The following is a 20,041-nucleotide window of genomic DNA, read 5'->3' as shown; positions in this document are numbered from 1 at the left end:
GCGTCGATCCGGCCCCGGCAGGGAGCCGAGCATGCCGGCTCGAACCTCTTGCCCATGCGTCGTCGGGCCTTCGTCGTCGTTCTGGCCGCCGTCACCGGTGTCTCCCTCGCCGTGCCCGCAGCCGAGGCGGGGACGCCCGGGGCAGGCCCCGGATCCGGCGCCTCCGGCACCCTGCCCTGGCTGACGGTCTCGCATCCCGCCGGCCAGCGCCCCCGGATCGTCGATCCCGACGGGCGAACGGTGATCCTGCGAGGGGTGAACGTCGTCGGGGTCGAGGACGACTTCTACACCACCCCCAGCGGGGCGGAGCCGGGCCCGACCCCGGTCTTTCCGATCGAGGCCTCCGCCTACGACGGGACGTGCCCGGCCATGACCCACCGCGCCGGGGAGGCGCCGGTGTGCGAGGTCCAGGCGGGGCTACCCGAGTACGAGCAGTCGACCGATCCGGGGTCGCACGACGACCTGGCCCAGATGCGTGCCCTCGGCTTCAACTTCGTCCGCCTAGCCCTGTCGTGGAGCCAGCTGGAGCTGACCCCCGGCCGCTACAGCACGACCTACCTAGACCGCATCGCCCAGGTGGTCGGATGGGCGCGGGAGCAGGGGATCTACGTCCTGTTGGACATGCACCAGGACGCCTACTCCCGGTTCACGCCTGACACGGCCCCGGTCAACGCCGCCCCCCTCGTCGGGCCCGCTCCCGAGAGCTCCAACCACGCCGACGGGGCTCCGCCGTGGGCAGTGCTGACCGACGGGGTACCGGCCGAGGCCCCGGCTGGGGTGGCCGAGTTCAACTCCTACGTGGAAGCGGCCTTCACCAGCTTCTGGCTCAACCGGGTGCCGCCGGTGGCGCAGGGTCAGGCGCCGGGTCCGGGACTCCAGGACCACTACATCGGCGCCATGGCCGCCCTGGCCCGGCGCTTCGGGGGTGATCCCACCGTCGTCGGCTACGAGATCATGAACGAGCCGCTGCCCGGGTTCATCCCCCCGGCCGTGTTCAGCGCCACCGAGCTGTATCCGTTCTACTCCCGGGTGATGAGCGCCCTCACCGGGACCGGGGGCGCGTACCGGGACCTGGGCACGCACATCCGGCGCCAGTCGTTCTTCTTCGAGCCGATGGCGGTGCGCAACCTCGAGGACGCACCCGACCAGGCGGCGGCGCCCTTCTCGACCTATCCCAATCTCGTCTACGCCCCTCACACCTACACCCACGTGTTCACCGCCGACGCCGAGGCCGGTGTTCCCGCCCAGGAGAGCCCCTACCCGGTCTCCTACGGACAGGCCTATCAGGTGGCCGACGCCGAGGCCCGGTCCATGCACGCCGCTCTGATCTCCGGGGAGTACGGCAACTCGGCCGGAGAGGACGACGTGGTGCTCAAAGGCGAGACGGCCGCCCAGGACGCCGCCATGGTGGGATCGACCCTGTGGGCCTGGAAGGGCTCCTGTGCCGCCGGGACGCCCGTCAAGCAGTGCTACGACGCCTGGTCGGTCTATGCCGGAGACCCGGCCACTCCGCCCGCCCAGAGCCTCGGGCCCATTCCCACCCGGGTGAAGTACCTGGCCCGGATCTATCCGCAGGCCACGGTCGGGACCCTAGACAGCTTCGCCTACGACCCTGACCACCGCAGCTTCACGATGACCGCGACCGCCGACACGTCCGGCGTGCCGACCGTCATCTTCCTCCCGGCCGGCACGACCGGACGGGTGACGGTGCAAGGCGCCGCCCGGCCGGCCCGGACCGTGGCCGAGCCCGACGGCACGGCCCGGGTGCTCGTGTATCCGACGGGGCGCGGCGTCTACTCGGTCACAGTCGGCTAGGACGCCGGAGGGCGCGCCAGCTCCCGAGGAGGCCGCTTAGAACGGAGGCCCGACCCCGGTGGCGGCGCCGGGCGGGAAGGTGACCGGCATCTCCACCACCCCGAACAGCTCGGGGTTGCCCTGGTAGAAGCGCGTGGCGGCCCGGTCGACCCGGTAGTTGGGGATGCGCCGCAGCACTTCCGACACCATGACCTGGAACAGGGACCGGGCCACGTGCATCCCGATGCACCGGTGCGGGCCGACACCGAAGGCCAGGTGGGGATTCGGGGCCCGGTCGACGTCCACCTCGTCGGGTCGGTCGAAGACGGCGGGGTCGAAGTTGGCGCCCAGCCACGACATCATCACCCAGTCCCCGCGTCGGATCAGCTGTCCGCCGAGCACGACGTCCCGGGTGCACGTGCGGGTGAGCGTCTCGTTCACCGACGTCCAGCGGAGGTACTCCTCCCCCGCCCGCACGATGAGGTGCGGCTCGTCGATGAGGCGCCGGCGCAGATCGGGCCGGGAGTCGAGGTGGTGGAGGGCAAGCGATGTCAGCGAGGTCGTGGTGTCCAGGCCTCCACCGATGAGGTTCCACATGACCGAGACGATCTCGTCGTCGGTGAGGGGCCGGCCGTCGACGTCGACCGTCACCAGCCGGGACAGGACGTCGGCCCCCGGCCGGCGACGGCGGGACTCCGCCGTCTCCAGCACCTCGGAGATGATCCCCGGCATCAGCTGCACCGCCTGCTGGTACTCGGGGCTGGAGCGGGGGTAGGCGGCAGTGGCGTGGAACGCCTCGGCGTAGTGCTCCCAACGGTCGTAGGGCAGCCCGAGCATCCGCATGGTGAGAACAGCCGGGACCGGATTGGTCAGGTCCCGGACCATGTCCATCCGGCCCGACTCGATGTGGCGATCGAGGAACCACGCTGTTGCCTGCTCGACGAACGGCCGGGCCTCCGCCACCGCCGGAGGGAGCATGAACGGGTTCAGCAGGCGTCGGAGGGCAGCATGCTGCTCCCCATCCGCCTCGGCGATGCCGATCCTCGGCATTTCGCGCGGACGGGGTACCCCCATGATGCCGATGTAGTCGATGCCGTCTTCGGTGCCGTTCCCGTAACGGGGGGTGAAGCTCGCGTTGTCGCGTGCGACCGCCGCTACCTCCTCGTGCCCGGTCACGAACCAGAAGCGGTGGCGCCGGTTCCAGATCACAGGGGATGTGGCCCGCAGCTCGGCGTTGTTGGCGTGGCGCCGCGCCAGCCACTCGAGCGAGTTGTGGTCGAAGTCGGCTTCGGCGCGGGCCGTGGCCATCGGGGACGACGATACTGTCGAGCCCATGGCCGGCGTGGAGCTGTGGATCACCTCCGTTCACGTTCCGGGCCAGGCCGCGAGCATGGCCCGCCGGGCCGAGGCGGACGGATTCGACGGGATCGGGTTCGGGGACACGCAGAACCTGGCCGCCGATCCGTACATCGGCCTGGTCCTGGCCGCGCAGGCCACGACCGCCCTGCGCCTGGGAATCCGGGTGGCCAACCCGGTGACCCGGGACGCGGCGACGGTCGCCGCCGCCATCGCCACGGTCCAGGTGGAGTCCGGGGGTCGGGCGGTCCTCGGGGTGGGGCGGGGGGACTCCTCGGTTTCCCACATCGCGGGGCGGCCGGCGCCCCTTTCGGCGCTCGAGTCCTACGTCGGAGCTCTGCAGGGCTACCTGGGCGGGGGTTGGGCCGTGGACGCCGGCGCCGCGCCGGTGAGGGAGGGGGGCCGGCGGGTGCGCCCGCTCGGCTGGCTGCCCCCCGGCCTGGCCAAGGTCCCGGTCGACGTGGCCGCCACGGGACTGCGCACCATGGCGGTGGGGGCGCGCCTGGCCGAGGACCTCACCGTGAACGTTGGGGCCGACCCGGCCCGGATGAGCGAGACGGTGCGGACCGTCCGGGGGCTGGAGCGACCGTCCTCGGCGCCTCCTCTCACCCTCGGCGCCTACGTGAACGTCGTCCCCCACCCCGATCGGGACGTGGCGCGCGAGCTCGTGAAGGGACCGGCGGCGGCGTACGCCCGCCTGTCGGGTGTGGCCGGGGGCGCCGCACCCGGCGCCGAGCCTGGCGACCGGGAGCTCCTCGAGAACCTCGTGCAGAACTACGACCCGAAGGCACACGGGCGCAGCGGGGCTTCGCACGTCGTCTTCCTGACCGACGAGTTCCTGTCGCGGTTCGCCGTCTTCGGTCCCCCGGAGGAGTGCGTGGAGCGCTTGGTCGCACTCGTGGGCTGCGGGGTCGGGCGCCTGGTGATCGTCGGTCCCGCCGGGGACGGTGACCCCGACGATGCCCGGCGTGCCCGTCACCTCCTCGGCCGGGAGGTCGTCCCCGGGTTGCGAGAGGCGCTGGCCGGCACCGGCGCCGTCGACAGGCCAGGGGCGGCGGAAGAGGCCCGGCCGTGACTCGGCCTCTCGAAGCCCTCGACCTGCCAGTACCGGCCGGGCGCCTCACCCTGGGGTGGTTCCTCACGGATATGGCCGGGGCCCACGCCGGCAACGAGGCGCTGGCGTTCGGGGGGCGCCGGTGGACCTACGCCGAGGTGGAACAGGGCGCCCGCTCCTTCGCCCGGGGACTTCTGGCCCTCGGCGTGGCCAAGGGCACCAAGGTGGCCCTGCTGCTCGGCAGCCGGCCCGAATTCGTCTGGGCCGCCTTCGGCGCCGGGATGGCCGGGGCCGTGGTCGTGCCGATCAGCACCCTGGCCACGGTCAACGAGCGGGAGTACATCCTCCGCCACAGCGACGCCTCCGTGCTGGTCGTGCAGCCGGAGCTGCGCGGCCAACGCTTCGTGGATCACCTCCTCCGGACCCACCCGGGGATCGCGGCGGCCGGGCCCGGTCCCCTCGGTCTTCCCGAGCTCCCGCACCTCCGCCATGTCGTGGCCATCGGGGATGGCGCTCCGTCGGGCGCCGTCGGGAGCTGGGACGCAGTGCTCGACGGGGGTCGATCCGTACCCGACGACCTCCTCGACTCGTCCATCGGGGAGGTCCACCCGGCCGACGACGCCGTCATCGTCTACACCTCAGGGACCACGGCGCTGCCCAAGGCCGTGGTCCACATGCACCGGGCCCCGGTCGTGCAGTTCTACCGGTTCCAGGAGCAGATGCGCCTCGAGCCCACGGACCGGGTCTGGAGCTCGTTCCCGTTCTTCTGGACTGCCGGGTTGGCCATGGCGCTCGGCGGGACCCTGGCCGCGGGGGCCTGCCTGGTGATGCAGGAGGCGTTCGACGCCGGAGAGGCGCTGCGGCTGATCGAGGGGGAGAAGGTCACGACGGTCCACGCCTTCGACCACGCCAGCTCCCAGTTGGCGGACCACCCCGACCGGGTGGGAACGGACACCAGCTCGGTGCGCAAGATCCGGGCGGGCACGCCGTTCCAGCAGGCCATCGGGGTCGACACCTCGGAATGGGACATGCGGGCCGCCTACGGGCTCACCGAGACCTTCACGATGGTGACGTCACTGCCGGCCACCCGCCCTCACGAGGAGCGGATGGCGACCCACGGCACGCCCCTCCCCGGCATGCAGATCCGCATTCTGGACCCGGAGTCGGGCGGCGCCGTGCCCGCGGGCGAGATCGGGGAGATCGCCGTCAAGGGTGTCACCCTCATGCGCGGCTACCACAAGAGCCTCCCCGAGGAGGCCTTCGACGCCGAGGGCTGGTTCCGCACCGGGGACTCCGGGTGGGTGGGGCCGGACGGTCACCTGCACTGGACGGGCCGGCTCGACAACCTGGTCAAGACGGCGGGGGCCAACGTCTCCGCCGTCGAGGTCGAGACCGAGGCGATGTTCCTTGGCGGCCTGGCTGTGGCCTGGGTGATCGGAGTGCCCCATCCCACCCTCGGGGAGGCGGTGGTGCTGTGCGGCGTCCCCCGCCCCGGCGCCGAGGTCCAGCCCCGGGCGGTGGCCGAGCAGCTCCGGGGCAGGCTGGCGTCCTACAAGATCCCCCGCGCCGTGCTCCTGTTCGAGGAGGGGGAGCTGCAGTTCACCGGGAGCGACAAGGTGCGCACGGAGCGGCTGCGCGAGCTGGCGGTCGCCAGGCTGCTCGAGACCGGCACCGACGGGCAGTGGGTCGCCCACCTCCGGGCTCGGCCCGCCCCGGCGGGATGAGACGGCGTCCGCCGGACGTCGAGGGAGCGGGCAGCAGCCGGCCCGGGTGCGCGATGATCACGCCGCTCGTATCCAGGGGGGTGACGGTATGCGTCGTGGGAGATTGTTGGCGGTCGTGTTCGCCATGGCACTGGCGGCGGCGGCGTGTGGGAGCAGCGGCAGCACCAAGGCGTCGTCGTCCGGGTCCGGCGGCACGTCGGGGGCGGGGGGCGCGTCGTGCTCGGGCCCGGGGATCAGCGACGGCACCATCACCGTCGGCGTCATCCAGCAGACCACCGGGAACCCGACGGTGGTCCTCGACTTCCAGTACGCGGTTACCACCGTGCAGGCCCGCTTCAACCTCCAGAACAACCAGGGTGGAGTCCACGGGCTCAAGCTGACCGCCGTCGCCGCCGACGACGGCGGCACCACGACCGGGAACCTGGCCGCCGCCCGCCATCTGGTCGAGCAGGACCACGCCTTCGGGATCGTCGAGATGAGCATCGAGCCGGGCGGGTCCGGGACCTACCTCAAGCAGAGCGGGGTCCCCGTGACCGGATGGGCCACTGCATCGGATCCCTACGCCCTGGACAACAACTTCTTCGGTGCCACCGGGAGCATCGACGCCAACCCGGCCAAGAGCCCCAACACCAGCATCGTCGGGTTCCTCAAGACCAAGGGGGTAACCAACCTGGCCCTGTTCGGCGGGACCGATCCGGGCTCGATCTCGGTGAGCCAGGGGACGGCGTCCGCCGCCAAGGCCATCGGGATGAAGGTGGGCTACCAGACCAACAGCATCAACTTCGGTCAGAGCGACTTCACCGCCGACGTGGCCCGGATGCGTTCGGCGGGCACCAACGGCGTCGTGACCGAGCTCGATCCGACCACCAACCTGGCCCTGGTGCGGGCCATCCAGCAGGCCGGCCTGCACCCGGTGATCCTGTTGACCACCGGCTACGACCAGCGCCTGATCAGCGCCGTCGGCCCCCTGGTGGCCGGGGACTACTTCCTGGTGCAGTTCGCTCCCTTCGAGCTGAATCGACCGGCATTCCAGACCTTCAAGTCGGCCATGGCCCAGTACGCGCCCAAGGTCCCCATCTCGGAGGTGTCGGCGTACTCCTGGCTGTCGGCCGACCTGTTCATCAAGGGACTGGAGGCGGCCGGCTCCTGTCCCACCCGCTCCGGCTTCATCCAGAAGCTGCGCCAGACCACCTATGATGCCGGTGGGTTCGTCAACCCGATCGACGAGTCGAAGTCCCTCGGCCACTCGGGGTTGTGCAACTGGTTCGTGCAGGCCGAGGGTAAGGCCTTCGTGCCGGTCAGCCCCCAGCCGTACTGCGGCAAGCCCACCAGTTGATCCTCGAGGCCCGGGAGGTCACGGTCCGCTTCGGGGGTCTCAAGGCCCTCAACGGGGTCAGCCTGGCCGTGCCCCCCCGCGCCATCGTCGGGCTGGTCGGGCCGAACGGTGCGGGCAAGACCACGCTGTTCGGCGTCCTGTCGGGCATCCTCGTCCCCGACTCCGGCTCGGTCCTGCTTCAGGACCGGGACGTCAGCCGCGACAGCCCCCAGCTGCGGGCCCGGGCCGGGCTGGCCCGCACCTTCCAGCGGACCGAGCTGTTCTCCGATCTCACCGTCCGCGAGCACCTCGTCCTGGCCCACCACGCCCGTCGCTCCCGGCCCCGGCTGTGGCGGGACCTGCTGGGGCGGGGCCCCCGGGCGACGCCGGCCGAGGTCGAGGATCTCCTGGGGGTCCTCGGGCTGCGCGACGTGGCCGACCGTCGGGCCGGGAGCATCCCCCTCGGGACGGGCCGGCTGGTGGAGGTGGGTCGGGCCCTGGCCACCGACCCGGCGGTGATCCTGCTCGACGAGCCCTCGTCGGGACTCGACGTCCACGAGACCGAGCAGCTGGCGGCCACCCTGCGGTCGGCGCGCGAGCAGCGCGGGGTGGCCCTCGTGCTCGTGGAGCACGACCTCGACCTGGTGCTCGGGATGTGCGACCGGGTCGACGTGTTGGACTTCGGGGAGATGATCGCCAGCGGGCCCCCCGCCATGATCAGGGAGGATCCGAGGGTGCGGGCGGCCTACATCGGCGACGAGGTCCTCCTCTGACCGGGACCGGGGTCGAGCCCCTGGTATCGGCCCAGGACCTGCGCGTCTCCTACGGCGGGGCCCAGGCCCTGTTCGGGGTGGACCTCGACGTCGCCCCCGGCGAGGCCGTGGCGATCCTCGGCCCCAACGGAGCCGGCAAGAGCTCCCTGGCCGGGGCCCTGTCCGGCCTGGTCCGCCCGATCGGCGGGACGGTCCGGGTGCGGGACCAGGATGTGACGACCTGGAGCGCCCACCGGATCGGGCGCCTGGGCGTGGCCCACATCCCCGAGGGCCGGGGCGTGTTCCCCAGCCTATCGGTGGCCGACAACCTCAGGATGCGCCTGCGTCGGGTCGGCTCCCCGCGGGAGCGGCGGGAGGCGGTGGCCCGCGCCTACGAGGCCCTGCCGGTGCTGGGGGACCGCCGGCGCCAGGTGGCGGGGACGCTGTCGGGCGGGGAGCAGCAGATGCTGGCGCTGGCCCCGGTGCTGGCCGCTCCTCCGCGGCTGCTGATCGCGGACGAGCTTTCGCTCGGACTGGCGCCCCGGCTCGTGCAGTCGATCTTCTCCACCCTGGACGAGGCCCGCCGGCAGGGCGTGACCGTTCTGCTGATCGAGCAGTTCGTGCACCGGGCCCTGCAGTTCTCCGACCGGGCCCTGATCCTGCGCCGGGGCCGGGTCATCTGGCACGGGCCGAGCTCGGAGGCCGGCGCCGACGTCCTGGCCCGTTACCTGAGCGAGACGGCGGCCTCCGAGGCCTGCTGAGGGGGCGGCCCGGCCCGCAGCCGCTGGGCCAGCCGGACCCACTGGTCGGAGGTCTGGGCCACCACGCCGCGGGGCTCGCGGGCGAGTCCGATCGCTCCGAGCCCGAAGAGGAGCGGGGGCAGCTGGCCCACCCATTCGGGCAGGCTCCACGTCCCGATGAGCTCGGGGATCACCGCGTAGAGGATCCCCGCCAGGAGGGGACCGACGCTCGTGCGCACGCCCAGGGTCACCACCACCGCCAGCCAGATGATCCCGTCGAGGGTGTCGAACTGGGCGGGCCGGGCCCGCAGGTCGTAGAACGCCAGCATGCCGCCGCCGACGCCGGCGATGAACCCGCTGACCCCGAAGGCCACCAGCTTGGCCCGCACCACCGACAGGCCGAGCGTGGCCACCCCCGTCTCGCTGGAGCGGATGGCCACGAGCGTCATCCCGGTGCCCGAGCGGCGCAGGTTGCGCACGAGCAGCGCCAACAGGAGGAACACGGCCAGGCCGAGGTAGAGGAACGACCGGTCCCCGAGGAAGTGGAGGGGGCCGAGCGACGGCCGATCGACGGACATCCCGGCTCCGTCCTGGTCGAAGTGGTTGACCGGGAACACGAGGTTGTCCATGAGGAGGGCGAAGCCCAGGGTGGCCAGGGCCACGAACAGGTCTCCCAGCCGCACCGCCAGCATGGCCACCACGAGCGCGACCGGCACGGCCACCAGGCCTCCGACGACCAGGGCGATCAGCGCCGGCCAGTGGTCGTTGTTGGCCAGCTGGGCGGTGGTGATGGCGCCCACCCCGGCAAAGGAGATCTGGCAGAGCGAGATCACGCCGGCCTGCCCGGTGACGACCGAGTACGACAGGAGGGCGATGCCGAGGCACACACCCGAGCCGACGATCCCGACCCAGTACTGCGGCAACACGAGGCTCGCCAGCACGACCAGCGCCACGATGGCCCCGAATCCCACCGGGCGCACCCAGGCGGCGGTGCGGGCCTCGTCCACCTCCACCACCGCACGCGTCACGGCCCGCCGCACCGCCATCGCCTGACCCCGGCCCCGCAGCCCGTAGGCCAGGAGGAACACGATCATCAGGGCGAAGGGGAGGCTGGGCCTGAGCCCGGCCGAGAGGACCCCGCTCGACGGCGCGTACTTCACCGACAGCTCCTGGACGATCCCGAGGAGGAGGGCGCCCCCGAAGGCGAGCGGCAGGCTGACCAGCCTGGCCGCCACCACGGCCGACAGCGACGCCACGACCAGCAGGGTGAACGCCGCCGGTTGCAGCCCCAGGAGCGGGGTGAGGAGCACTCCGGAGAACCCGGCCAGCATGCATCCGAGCGCCCACGACGCCGCTCCCACGATCCGGGGGTCGGTGCCGGCCAAGCTGCTCAGACCGGGCGAATCGACGACGGCCCGGATCATGAGCCCGGCGGTGGTGAGCCGCAGGAGCACCACCAGGCCGGCCCCGATGGCGATGGTGCCGAGCAGGACGATCAGCTGGTTCTCGTTGATGGCTACGCCCAGGGGGTGGAACACCCTCACGTTCGAGCCGGCCAGGCCCGGCGGCTCGAACACAGGCTGGTTGCCGAAGACCAGGAAGGTGAGCGGGGTGAACGCCACGTAGAGGCCGATCGTCGTCACGAGCATGACCACCGAGCTCGCCTGGGCCAGGTTGCGGGCCAGAATCAGCCAGAGCACCAGGCCGAGGGCCGGCGCCAGCACGACGACGGCCACCACCGCGGCCAGGGGTAGGGGCCAGCTCCACCGGGTGTGGAACTGGTAGAAGGCCATGGCCACGAAGAAGGCGATGGCGCCGTGGGCGAAGTTCAGCACCTTCGACGACACGTAGGTCATGACGAGGCCGACGGCGGAGATGGCGTAGACCCCACCGAGCACCAGCCCGCCGACGATGTAGGGAGTCATCCAGGCGTCACCTGGGCGCCGATCATATGTGGCGACGCTGCGGTCATCCCGGAAGGGCGGGACTCGGCCAGACTGCTCCCGTGGACCTCGACATAGCCGTCGACGACCCGCGGGCCGCCGACGTCCGTGAGCTCCTGGCCGCCCACCGGGCCTTCGCCCGGGAGGTGACTCCGACGGAGTACTCCTTTGCCCTGGACGTGGACCAGCTGGCCCAGCCGGACGTGACCTTCTTCGGCGCCCGGTCGGCGGGATGGCTGGTCGGGGTGGCGGCGTTGAAGCGCCTGGACGGCGATCACGCCGAGCTCAAGTCGATGCACACCCGCCAGACCCGGCGCGGCCAGGGGGTGGGCAGGGCGATGGTCGAGCACATCTTGAGCTTCGCCCGGGGGGCCGGCTACCGCCGGGTGAGCCTGGAGACGGGAACGACCGAGGACTTCGTCGCTGCCCGGACGCTCTACGGCAACATGGGCTTCGAGCCGTGCGGGCCGTTTGCCGACTACGCCGACAGCCCGTACAACACGTTCATGACGATGAGCCTCGATCCCGGGGGCGCCGGAGGGCGGTGACCCCGGCCGCCGGTCAGCCGGACAGCTCGGGCAGGACCTCGCGGGCGAACCGCTCGACCTGGGCCCGGCCGGCGTCGGGCCAGCCGCAGACGAGGTAGCCGTAGCCGGCGTCGCGCCACTTGGCGGCGTGCTTCCGGGCGGTGTCGAGGTCGTCGAGCGACAGCGAGCCGGCCCGCATGATCGAGGACGGGTCCCGGCCCGCCTCCTCGGCCAGGCGATCCAGCCGCCCGTTCAGCTCCTGCAGCCCGTTCGGGGTCCCCCACGCGTGCCAGACGTCGGCAAAGCGGGCCACCAGGGGCAGCGTCCGCCGGGGCCCGTTCCCCCCGATCCAGATGGGCGGGTGGGGCCGCTGGACCGGCAGCGGTCCCAGCCGGGCGGCCCGGAGCGAGACGACCCGGCCCTCGTAGGACACCGTGTCCCCGGTGAACAGGCGCGTCACGATCTCCAGGGCGTCCTCGAGGAGGTCGAACCGCACGCTGGTCGGGGGGAAGTCGATCCCGAGCTCGGTGTGCTCCTGGTCGAACCAGGCGGCGCCGAGGGAGAGCTCGAGGCGGCCGTGCGAGGCGTGGTCGATGGTCAGGGCCTGGGAGGCGAGGACCGACGGATGGCGGTAGGTGACTCCGGTGACCAGCAGGCCGAGACGGATCCGTGTGGTCGCCCCCGCCAGGGCGGCCAGGGTCGTCATGCCCTCGAAGGTCTCCCCCGGCCCCTCCCCGTACATCGGCTGGAAGTGGTCGAAGCCCCAGGCGCCGTCGAATCCGAGATCCTCGGCGAAGCGGACCCGGCTGACCACCTCGTCCCACGGCATCCGCTGCTGGGCGACGTCGAGCCCGAATCGCATGGGTGACAAGACCGGAGAGCGGGTTCTACTCGTCGAGCAGGTCGGGCTGGATCGACACGATCCAGTCGTACAGGGGCTGGAACGACACCCACCCGCCCAGGGGCTCACCCACCTGGAGCTTCGTCTTGGCCGCCTGATCGGCGTCGATCAGCACCGGCTTGCCCGCCGCCTCGGCGAGGAGCTGGGCCTGGCACGTGCGCTCCATGGTGATGAACCACCACGCCGCCTCGTCCACCGAGGTCTGGCCGACGGTCAGAAGGCCGTGGTTGGAGAGGATGACGGCCTTGTTCCCGCCCAGGGCGTGGGCGATCCGCTTGCCCTCCTCGAGATCGAGCACGACGCCGGTGTAGTCGTCGAACACGGCGTGGTCCCCGTAGAAGGCGCAGGCGTCCTGGGTGAGCGGATCGAGGGGCCGGCGCAGGGACGACCACGCCTTGCCGTGCAGCGAGTGGGCGTGGGCGGCGGCGATGACGTCGGGGCGGGCGGCGTGCACCTGGGAGTGGATGGCGAAGGCGGCCGCGTTCACCGGCCAGTCCCCCTCGACGACGTCCCCCCGGTCGTTGACCAGGATCAGGTCCTTCACCCGGATCTGCCGGAAGCTCATCCCGAAGGGGTTGACCCAGAAGTGGTCGACCCGCTCGGGATCGCGGGCGGTGATGTGGCCGGCCACACCCTCGTCGAACCCGAACTGCCCGAACAGGCGGAACGACGCCGCCAGGCGCTGCTTGCGGTGCCGGCGCTCCTCGTCGGTGCTGTCGAACGTGGGGTACTGGAGGGGTCGGCGATCCGTCGGCATGGCCAGAGCCTACGCGGCAGGCGCCGCCACCACCTCGGCCGGACTCCCCCTGGTGGCCCTCGTCTGCCCCGATGCGTCCACGACGAGCGCCTCGTAGCCCTCGAGCGTCTCGACCGCGTCCAGCCCGGCGGTCCCGCCGGCGGCCAGCCCGGTCGCCAGGGCGTCGGCCATCCACAGCTCGGGACCGGTGACGGTGGCGGAGACCACAGGTACGCCGCCGGCGGGCGCGAGTGGCCGGTCCGGGCGGAACAGGTGCGGGCCCCGCTCGTAGGTGCCGGAGGTGGCCACCGCCGCCACGCCCTCCACCACGGCCAGCACGACCCCGGCGTCGTCGGGGCTGCGCACCCCGATGCGCCAGGCCCGGCCGGCGGCGGGACGGCCCCAGCACGCCACGTCCCCGCCGGCGTTGACCATGGCCCCGGCCAGGCCGGGCGTGCGCCGCAGGTGGTCGAGGGCCCGCCCGGCGGCCCATCCCTTGACCAACCCGGTCGGGTCCACGCCGCCCGGGGCGGCCCACGGATCGAACCAGCCGCCCGAGGCGGTCCGGGCCCGGGCGCACAGCTCGAGCACGGCGGCCACTTCGGGCGGGGCGTCCTCGGGACCGATCTCCCCCCGGCGCAGCCGGCTTAGGGGGCTGTCCGGCTTCGACGTGCTGAGCACGTGGTCGACGCGGTGCAGCGAGGCGACGGCCCGGGCCAGCGCCACGTGCACCGCCGCAGCCGGGGCCGCGCCCGGCCGCACGTCGAACGAGACGACGGTGCCCATCACCGCGACCTGGCGCTTGACCACCCCTCGGCGCGCCGGGCTCACTTGTTCCAGCCCAGCTTGTCCAGGGCCGCCTGCAGGGACTGCGCATAGGCGTCGCTCGTATAGGTCGGGCCCGAGACGCCGTCGAGGTGGGCGCTCTGGGCCTGCAGCGCCTGGTCCCGCAGGTAGGGGATGGCCTGGTCGTTGATCTGGGCCGAGCGCGGGTCGGTCGCCTCGTCGACCGCCGGCTCGATGTCGCTGATCCCGCCCGCCTCGACCGTCACCTGCAGCTCGAGCTGCCCGTACCGGTACTCGACGTCGTCACCGTTGGCCCGGCGCGCCGCCTGGGTGGTCGTGGTGGGGGCGGTGGTCGACGCAGTGGTGGGCGCAGTGGTTGGCGCCGTGTCCGGTGGGCCGGCGGTCCCGGAGCCGGTTGTGCCCGGCCCCGTCGCCGACACGAGGGGCCCGGTCGGTCCCGACAGGGACGTGGTGTGGAAGCTGAGCAGGGCGGCCAGCCCCGCTCCGGTGGCGGCGACGACGATCGGGCCGCGTCTCATCAGAAGGCGAACACCTCCCGGTGGATGCGCGAGCGGGGCACGCCGGCCCGGCCGGCGGCGGCCACCACCAGGTCGGCGAATCCGTCCGGACCGCACACGTACACGTCCCGCTCGGCCACGTCGGGCACGGTCCCAGGAGCGTCTGGCGGTCGACGGCCACCTGCTGGCGGGACCCGGTGACGCTCACCATGCGGCCGCGGCGCGCCGTCACCAGGGCCTGCATCTCACCCGCCAGCACCGCCTGCTCGGGTGTCGACGAGCGCAGGACGACGGTGACGTCGACTTGAGGGGGGAGCTCCTCGAGGATGGCCCGGAGGGGCGTGACACCGACGCCGGGGCCGATGAGCAGCACCTTGTCGGTGCGCCGGGCGTGGTGGGTGAAGGCGCCGTACGGTCCCTCGATCCACACGCGGGTGCCGGGCGGGATCCGGGCCACGGCGGCCGACTGGTCCCCCAGCCCCTTGACCGTCACCCGGATGTAGGGCGGGCGGGGCAGGGCGGACAGCGAGTACGGATGGGCCTGCCACCAAAGTCCCGACCGGAGGAAACGCCAACGGAAGAACTGGCCACCCGAGAACGCCAGGCGGTCGAGGTGACGCCCGGCGCAGACGATCGAGACGACGCCGGGCGCCTCCTCGCGGACCGAGACCACGCGCAGGCGGTGGAAGAGGCTGCGCCCGATCGGAAGGAGGAAGCGGAAGGCGAGGACGGTGCCGGCCGTGGCCGCCCACAGCGCGCTCCAGAAGCCGATGGTCACCGGATGGCCGACGAAGGACTGGCCGTTGGCGATCTGGTGGGCCAGGGAGAGCGCCAGCGCCAGGTAGAGGTACAGGTGGATCGACCACCAGGTCTCGTAGCGCTCGCGCGCCCGGGCCCAGCGCATGGACGTGATCCCCGCCGCCACGATCAACGCCAGGGCCACCAGGGCCGCCATGACGTCCGGGTACGACAGGAGCAGGAGGCGCAGCTCGTGCCAACCACATCTGCCACCTCCCCATTGTCGGTCCCGGGCCTGAGCGCCCGCCCCCGGCTGCCTGGGAGCCTCCTGTGAGGATCAGGGGTGAGGCAAGGATGGGAGGCTGACCGCGTGCCGTACCAACAGTTCTCCGAGCGGGGGGTGGCCGCCATCGAGCGCGCCGGGGAGCTGGCCCGCTCGGGAGCGGTGGGCCCGGCCCACCTGCTGGCGGCCGTCCTCGAGGTGTCGGGGCCCCTCGGCGAGATGGCGGCGGTGGCCCACGCCCCGGCGGCCCCGAAGGGGCGGGCCCGGGCCGAGCCGCCCCCCGGACCGGTCATCCATTTCGACTCGATGTCCCGCCAGGCCGTCTCGAGCGCCGGGGCCTGGGCGGCCAAGCGGGGGACCCGGGCCGGGCCGGAGGACCTGCTGGTCGTGCTCGTGGACCAGCACAGCCCGTCGGTGGTGGCGGCGTTGGCCCGGATGGGGCCCGACTCCGACCGCCTCCGCCAGGCGGCCCTGCGCCTGCTCGGCCTTCCCGACGAGTACGGCACCGTGACCCTTGACCCCCTGCCACCGGCGGGGAGCGCCGACCGGTCCGCGCTGAGCATCGAGGATCTTCCCGCCGACGCGTGGGCCGCGCTGCAGGATCGCCAGCGGCGGTTGCCGGTGCACCGCGTCCGGCGCGGCTCGGACTGGGCCGCGGTCGTGGTCAACGAGCAGCGCGCCGTCCTGAAGCTCGGCGCGCGCCAGAAGCTGAGCCCGGACGAGACGCACTCACTGCTGCATCACCACCGCCGGGCCGTCGAGGATGTGGGGACCGAGGCCCTGCCGGACATCACCGGCGCCCCGGCCCCGGCACCGCGCCGGCTCAAGGTGGCGTGGTTGCGCTGGACGGTGCAGCGGTACTGACCGTCCCGCGTCGTTGAACGACGGGTGGTACGACTGCCCGGGCACCCGAGGGCAGATGCCACGAATGCCCAGGTCAGCGCGGTGGTGGGCCGGGGAGGGTTCGAACCTCCGAAGGCTGCGCCGGCAGATTTACAGTCTGCTCCCTTTGTCCACTCGGGCACCGACCCAGGAACCGGGGAGGATAGCGTCTGCACATGCCGAGCTTCGACGTGGTATCCGAGGTCGACGAGCAGGAGGTCCGCAACGCCGTGGACCAGGCGAGCCGGGAGGTGACCACCCGGTTCGACTTCAAGGACACCGGCTCCAGCATCGAGCTGGCGGGCAACACCCTCACCCTCCGCTCCGCCACCGAGGACCGCCTGAAGGCGGTGATCCAGGTGCTCGAGGAGAAGCTGGTGCGCCGGGAGGTCTCCCTCAAGGCGCTGTCCTACGGCAAGCCGGAAGAGGCGGCCAAGAACACCATGCGTCAGGAGGTCACCCTGTCGGCGGGCATCTCATCCGATCACGCCCGCAAGATCAACAAGGCCATCAAGGACCTCGGTCTCAAGGGGGTCTCGTCGCAGACGCAGGGGGACCAGGTCCGGGTGACCGGCAAGAAGCGGGACGACCTGCAGGCGGTGATCGCCTCGCTCAAGTCCGGGGACTTCGGGATCCCGCTCCAGTTCACGAACTTCCGCGACTAGCGCTCTCTCGGGGGATCTAGAGCTCGTGGCGCCACTCGCCTGACCGCAGCCGGGCGATCCGGTCGGCGGTCGGCGGGTGGGTCATGAACAGCGTCCGGTAGCTCATGTTCCGGCCCGACAGCGGGTTGATGATGAACAGACTGGCCTCGGCGGGCTGGACCCTCATCGGGACCGACCGGACGCCGGCCTCGATCTTGGCCAGGGCCCGGGCCAGAGGCTCACCGTCCCCGATCAACCGGGCGCCGGAGCGGTCGGCCTCGTACTCCCGGCTCCGGGTGAGCGCCATCTGCAGCAGGAAGGCGGCTATCGGGGCGAGGAGCAACTCGGCCAGGACGGCGAAGATCCCGAGGGGGTTGTTGCGGTCGTCTCCCGGCGCGAACCAGAACATCATCCGGGACACGAACGTGATGGCCATGGCGATGGCCGCCGCGACCGAGCCGATCAGAATGTCCCGGTTCCGCACATGCGACAGCTCGTGGGCCAGGACGCCGCGCAGCTCCTCCCAGTCGAGGACCTGGAGGATGCCCTGGGTCACGGCCACGGCGGCGTGATGGGGGTTGCGCCCGGTGGCGAAGGCGTTGGGCTGCATGTCGGGGCTCACGTACAGCTTGGGCATGGGGATCTCGGCCCGTTGGGTGAGCTCCCGGACGACCCGGTAGTACTCGGGCATCTCCGCCTCGCTCACCGGCTTGGCCCGGGCGGCGGCAATGGCCAGCTTGTCGGAGAACCAGTAGGAGCCCCCGGTGAGCAGCAGCCCGAACAGGAGCCCGATCACCGCCCCCGATCCCCGGCCGATGGCGGCCCCGACCAGGACGAGAATGCCGCCGAGGGCGGCCAGAAGGACGTAGGTCTTGATCGTGTTCCGGCTCATCTCGTCAGGATCAACGCTACCGGAGCCGGAATCGTTCCGGGCTCATTCGTAGTATCCGCTGTGGATGTAGACGCACGGCACTCCCTCGGCCCGGAACATCTCGAGGTTGCGGCGGTCGTCCTCGAAGGCCAGTCGGGGCTCGATGCCCCGCTCCCGCAGCTCCTCGATCGTGAACTGCTTGAACGAGCGCGCCGAGCGGAAGTCCCCCAGGTCCCGCATGATCAACAGGTCCCAACGCAACCCGTAGCGCTCGAGCCAGGCGAGGGTCTGGGGCCGGACCCGCAGGGGCCGGGCGGTGAGCAGGATGATGGCGAGCTTGGGCTCGAGGAGGCTGAGGAGGATGGCCACCTCCTCGATCAGGGGGTCGTCCCCGCAGGCGTCGAAGAAGGCGTCCCAGTCCCGCCGGCCCGACTCGAGGTAGTGCTGCCGGCTGGCGGCGTCGGAGAGCACCCCGTCGATGTCGAAGATCACCGCCGGTCCGGCCACCGGCGAGGTGTTCCAGCGCCAGTTGTCCGGCAGGCGCCGGTCGCTCACTCCTCCGTCGGCCCGGTGGCCGCCCGCTGCCGGATCTCCTCGACCACCGCCGGGTCCGCCAGGGTCGTGGTGTCTCCGAGGTCCCGGCCCTCGGCCACGTCGCGCAGGAGGCGCCGCATGATCTTGCCGCTGCGGGTCTTGGGCAGGTCCTCGGTGAAGATGATGGTCTTGGGCCGGGCGATGGGACCGATGCGCTCGGCCACGTGCTTGCGCAGCAGCTGGCCGTGCTCGTCGGACGGCTGCTCCCCCGACTTGAGCGTGACGTAGGCGATGATGGCCTGCCCGGTGGTGGCGTCGTTGGCGCCCACCACCGCCGCCTCGGCGACCGTCGGATGGTCGACCAGAGCCGACTCCACCTCGGTCGTCGACACCCGGTGGCCGGACACGTTCATCACGTCGTCGACGCGGCCGAGGAGCCAGAAGTAGCCCTCGTCGTCGAGCTTGGCCCCGTCCCCCGCGAAGTACCGGCCCGGGAACCGGCTCCAGTACGTCTCCCGGTAGCGCTCGGGGTCCCCGTAGATGCCCCGGAGCATCCCCGGCCACGGCCGGGTGAGCGTCAGGTACCCGCCGCCCTTCTCGACCCGGTTGCCGTCGTCGTCGACGACCTCCGCCTCCATTCCCGGCAACGGGAAGGTGGCCGAGCCGGGCTTGAGCACGGTCGCTCCGGGCAGCGGGGAGATAATGATCCCGCCCGTCTCGGTCTGCCACCACGTGTCGACGACCGGGCAGCGGCCCCCACCGATGTTCTGCCAGTACCAGACCCACGCCTCGGGGTTGATCGGCTCACCGACCGAGCCGAGCACGCGCAGGCTCGACAGGTCGTGGCGGTCGGGGTACTCGGTCCCCCATTTCATGAAGGTGCGGATGGCCGTCGGGGCGCAGTACAGGATCGACACCCCGTAGCGCTCGATCATGTCCCACCAGCGGTCCTTGTCCGGGTAGTCGGGCGTGCCCTCGTACATGACGCTGGTGGCGGCGTTGGCCAGCGGGCCGTAGACGATGTAGCTGTGGCCGGTCACCCATCCGATGTCGGCGGCGCACCAGTACACGTCGACTTCGGGGTGGAGGTCGAACACGTAGCGATGGGTGACGCTGACGTGGGTGAGGTATCCGCCCGTCGTGTGCATGATGCCCTTGGGCCGGGCGGTGGTGCCCGACGTGTAGAGGAGGTACAACAGCTCCTCGGAGTCGAGGGGCTCGGCCGGGCACTCGTCGGGGGGCGCCTCCATGAGGTCGTGCCACCAGTGGTCGCGGCCGTCGACCATCTGCACGTCCTGCCGGGTCCGGCACACCACCACGACCGACTCGACGGTGGGCGTCTCGGCCAGCGCCACGTCCACGTTGGGCTTCAAGGGGGAAGCGGCCCCTCTCCGGAACCCCCCGTCGGCCGTCACGACCACCTTGGCCTCGGCGTCGTTGATCCGCCCGCGCAGGGCGTCGGCCGAGAACCCGCCGAACACGACCGAGTGGGCGGCCCCGATCCGGGCGCACGCCAGCATCGTCACCGGCAGCTCCGGGATCATCGGCATGTAGACGGCCACCCGGTCCCCGCGCCGCACGCCCAGCGACTTGAGGACGTTGGCGAAGCGGCACACCTCGCGCAGCAGCTCGGCGTAGGTGATTGTGCGGGTGTCCCCCGGCTCCCCCTCCCAGAAGTACGCCACCCGGTCCCCGAGGCCGTCGGCCACGTGGCGGTCGAGGCAGTTGTGGGCCACGTTCAGCTTCCCGCCGACGAACCACTTCGAGAACGGCAGGTCCCATTCGAGGACCTCCGACCACGGTTCGAACCAGTCGAGCGTGCGGGCCTGCCTGTCCCAGAACGACAGCCAGTCGGCGTCGGCCTCCTGGTGCAGGGCCCGGTCGGTGACGAGCGCACGGCCCCGGAAGTCGTCGGAAGGTGGGAACGTCCGGTTCTCGAGGTA

The 20,041-nt window shown here is 72.0% G+C and carries 19 protein-coding genes and 1 tRNA gene; 9 read left to right on the top strand and 11 right to left on the bottom strand.

The window, feature by feature from the left end; translation table 11 throughout:
- Positions 1–54: 54 nt before the first annotated feature.
- Complete coding sequence (locus tag VFW24_03955; protein ID HEX5265904.1) at positions 55–1,815, top strand: cellulase family glycosylhydrolase; 1,761 nt, start codon at positions 55–57, stop codon at positions 1,813–1,815.
- A gap of 36 nt (positions 1,816–1,851) precedes the next feature.
- Here VFW24_03955 and VFW24_03950 read toward each other — a convergent pair whose 3' ends face one another.
- Complete coding sequence (locus VFW24_03950; protein ID HEX5265903.1) at positions 1,852–3,102, bottom strand: cytochrome P450; 1,251 nt, start codon at positions 3,100–3,102, stop codon at positions 1,852–1,854.
- A 25-nt stretch (positions 3,103–3,127) separates the two neighbouring features.
- Here VFW24_03950 and VFW24_03945 point away from each other — a divergent pair, with 25 nt between their 5' ends.
- The 5 genes from VFW24_03945 to VFW24_03925 all read left to right on the top strand — a co-directional run bounded on the left by VFW24_03945 (position 3,128) and on the right by VFW24_03925 (position 8,756).
- Positions 3,128–4,225, top strand: coding sequence for an LLM class flavin-dependent oxidoreductase (locus tag VFW24_03945; GenBank protein HEX5265902.1), 1,098 nt, complete (start codon positions 3,128–3,130; stop codon positions 4,223–4,225).
- Positions 4,222–5,928, top strand: a complete 1,707-nt coding sequence (locus tag VFW24_03940; GenBank protein ID HEX5265901.1) for a class I adenylate-forming enzyme family protein — start codon at positions 4,222–4,224, stop codon at positions 5,926–5,928. Before VFW24_03945 ends, VFW24_03940 begins: the two co-directional genes overlap by 4 nt.
- 88 nt (positions 5,929–6,016) lie before the next feature.
- Complete coding sequence (locus VFW24_03935) at positions 6,017–7,264, top strand: ABC transporter substrate-binding protein (GenBank protein ID HEX5265900.1); 1,248 nt, start codon at positions 6,017–6,019, stop codon at positions 7,262–7,264.
- The gene (locus VFW24_03930) at positions 7,261–8,016 is read left to right on the top strand and encodes an ABC transporter ATP-binding protein (GenBank protein HEX5265899.1); all 756 of its coding nucleotides are present in this window, start codon (positions 7,261–7,263) and stop codon (positions 8,014–8,016) included. Before VFW24_03935 ends, VFW24_03930 begins: the two co-directional genes overlap by 4 nt.
- A gap of 77 nt (positions 8,017–8,093) precedes the next feature.
- Positions 8,094–8,756, top strand: a complete 663-nt coding sequence (locus VFW24_03925) for an ABC transporter ATP-binding protein (GenBank protein ID HEX5265898.1) — start codon at positions 8,094–8,096, stop codon at positions 8,754–8,756.
- On the opposite strand, the gene VFW24_03920 is transcribed toward VFW24_03925, so the two are convergent.
- The gene (locus tag VFW24_03920; protein HEX5265897.1) at positions 8,720–10,660 is read right to left on the bottom strand and encodes an ABC transporter permease; all 1,941 of its coding nucleotides are present in this window, start codon (positions 10,658–10,660) and stop codon (positions 8,720–8,722) included. The genes VFW24_03925 and VFW24_03920 overlap by 37 nt on opposite strands.
- Before the next feature lie 80 nt (positions 10,661–10,740).
- Between VFW24_03920 and VFW24_03915 the strand changes: the two genes are divergently transcribed.
- A complete protein-coding gene (locus VFW24_03915; GenBank protein ID HEX5265896.1) occupies positions 10,741–11,226 on the top strand; it encodes a GNAT family N-acetyltransferase in 486 nt (161 codons plus the stop codon).
- Between the two features lie 13 nt (positions 11,227–11,239).
- On the opposite strand, the gene VFW24_03910 is transcribed toward VFW24_03915, so the two are convergent.
- Genes VFW24_03910 through VFW24_03890 form a run of 5 tightly spaced genes read right to left on the bottom strand, consistent with a single transcriptional unit; the run spans position 11,240 to position 15,134 of the window.
- Positions 11,240–12,067 carry a TIGR03560 family F420-dependent LLM class oxidoreductase gene (locus tag VFW24_03910; GenBank protein ID HEX5265895.1) on the bottom strand — a complete coding sequence of 276 codons (828 nt, stop codon included), beginning with the start codon at positions 12,065–12,067 and terminating at the stop codon, positions 11,240–11,242.
- 25 nt (positions 12,068–12,092) lie between these two features.
- Positions 12,093–12,863: a class II aldolase/adducin family protein gene (locus VFW24_03905; GenBank protein ID HEX5265894.1), complete on the bottom strand. Its 771-nt coding sequence runs from the start codon at positions 12,861–12,863 to the stop codon at positions 12,093–12,095.
- Positions 12,864–12,872: 9 nt separating this feature from the next.
- Positions 12,873–13,673, bottom strand: coding sequence for an FAD:protein FMN transferase (locus VFW24_03900; protein HEX5265893.1), 801 nt, complete (start codon positions 13,671–13,673; stop codon positions 12,873–12,875).
- Complete coding sequence (locus VFW24_03895) at positions 13,670–13,900, bottom strand: FMN-binding protein (protein ID HEX5265892.1); 231 nt, start codon at positions 13,898–13,900, stop codon at positions 13,670–13,672. The genes VFW24_03900 and VFW24_03895 overlap by 4 nt, the downstream gene beginning before the upstream one ends.
- A gap of 31 nt (positions 13,901–13,931) precedes the next feature.
- Positions 13,932–15,134 (bottom strand): hypothetical protein, encoded by a 1,203-nt coding sequence (locus VFW24_03890; GenBank protein ID HEX5265891.1) that lies wholly within the window; start codon positions 15,132–15,134, stop codon positions 13,932–13,934.
- Between the two features lie 120 nt (positions 15,135–15,254).
- Between VFW24_03890 and VFW24_03885 the strand changes: the two genes are divergently transcribed.
- Positions 15,255–16,031: a hypothetical protein gene (locus VFW24_03885; protein ID HEX5265890.1), complete on the top strand. Its 777-nt coding sequence runs from the start codon at positions 15,255–15,257 to the stop codon at positions 16,029–16,031.
- A gap of 82 nt (positions 16,032–16,113) precedes the next feature.
- Here the strand turns inward: VFW24_03885 and VFW24_03880 are convergent.
- Positions 16,114–16,198 (bottom strand) — tRNA-Tyr (locus tag VFW24_03880).
- 27 nt (positions 16,199–16,225) lie between these two features.
- Here VFW24_03880 and VFW24_03875 point away from each other — a divergent pair.
- Complete coding sequence (locus VFW24_03875; GenBank protein ID HEX5265889.1) at positions 16,226–16,714, top strand: YajQ family cyclic di-GMP-binding protein; 489 nt, start codon at positions 16,226–16,228, stop codon at positions 16,712–16,714.
- A gap of 16 nt (positions 16,715–16,730) precedes the next feature.
- Here VFW24_03875 and VFW24_03870 read toward each other — a convergent pair whose 3' ends face one another.
- The 3 genes from VFW24_03870 to acs form a co-directional block, all read right to left on the bottom strand.
- Positions 16,731–17,585: a zinc metalloprotease HtpX gene (locus VFW24_03870; GenBank protein HEX5265888.1), complete on the bottom strand. Its 855-nt coding sequence runs from the start codon at positions 17,583–17,585 to the stop codon at positions 16,731–16,733.
- Between the two features lie 42 nt (positions 17,586–17,627).
- Positions 17,628–18,119 (bottom strand): hypothetical protein, encoded by a 492-nt coding sequence (locus VFW24_03865; GenBank protein ID HEX5265887.1) that lies wholly within the window; start codon positions 18,117–18,119, stop codon positions 17,628–17,630.
- Positions 18,116–20,041 (bottom strand): acetate--CoA ligase (acs, locus tag VFW24_03860; protein ID HEX5265886.1); only part of this gene is annotated, 1,926 nt, incomplete at its 5' end. The genes VFW24_03865 and acs, both read right to left, overlap by 4 nt.

The organism is Acidimicrobiales bacterium (genome assembly GCA_036273495.1).
GTDB lineage: Bacteria > Actinomycetota > Acidimicrobiia > Acidimicrobiales > JAJPHE01 > DASSEU01.
Note: the sequence above shows the minus strand (reverse complement) of the source record. Positions and strands in the feature narration are given on the sequence as shown.

What these genes read in the sequence shown, in the direction of transcription:
- VFW24_03920 (HEX5265897.1), bottom strand. Translation starts at nt 10,660, where the DNA reads ATGACTCCCTACATCGTCGGCGGGCTGGTGCTCGGTGGGGTCTACGCC.
- VFW24_03875 (HEX5265889.1), top strand. Translation starts at nt 16,226, where the DNA reads ATGCCGAGCTTCGACGTGGTATCCGAGGTCGACGAGCAGGAGGTCCGC.
- VFW24_03870 (HEX5265888.1), bottom strand. Translation starts at nt 17,585, where the DNA reads ATGAGCCGGAACACGATCAAGACCTACGTCCTTCTGGCCGCCCTCGGC.
- VFW24_03945 (HEX5265902.1), top strand. Translation starts at nt 3,128, where the DNA reads ATGGCCGGCGTGGAGCTGTGGATCACCTCCGTTCACGTTCCGGGCCAG.
- VFW24_03935 (HEX5265900.1), top strand. Translation starts at nt 6,017, where the DNA reads ATGCGTCGTGGGAGATTGTTGGCGGTCGTGTTCGCCATGGCACTGGCG.
- VFW24_03905 (HEX5265894.1), bottom strand. Translation starts at nt 12,863, where the DNA reads ATGCCGACGGATCGCCGACCCCTCCAGTACCCCACGTTCGACAGCACC.
- VFW24_03955 (HEX5265904.1), top strand. Translation starts at nt 55, where the DNA reads ATGCGTCGTCGGGCCTTCGTCGTCGTTCTGGCCGCCGTCACCGGTGTC.
- VFW24_03950 (HEX5265903.1), bottom strand. Translation starts at nt 3,102, where the DNA reads ATGGCCACGGCCCGCGCCGAAGCCGACTTCGACCACAACTCGCTCGAG.
- VFW24_03910 (HEX5265895.1), bottom strand. Translation starts at nt 12,067, where the DNA reads ATGCGATTCGGGCTCGACGTCGCCCAGCAGCGGATGCCGTGGGACGAG.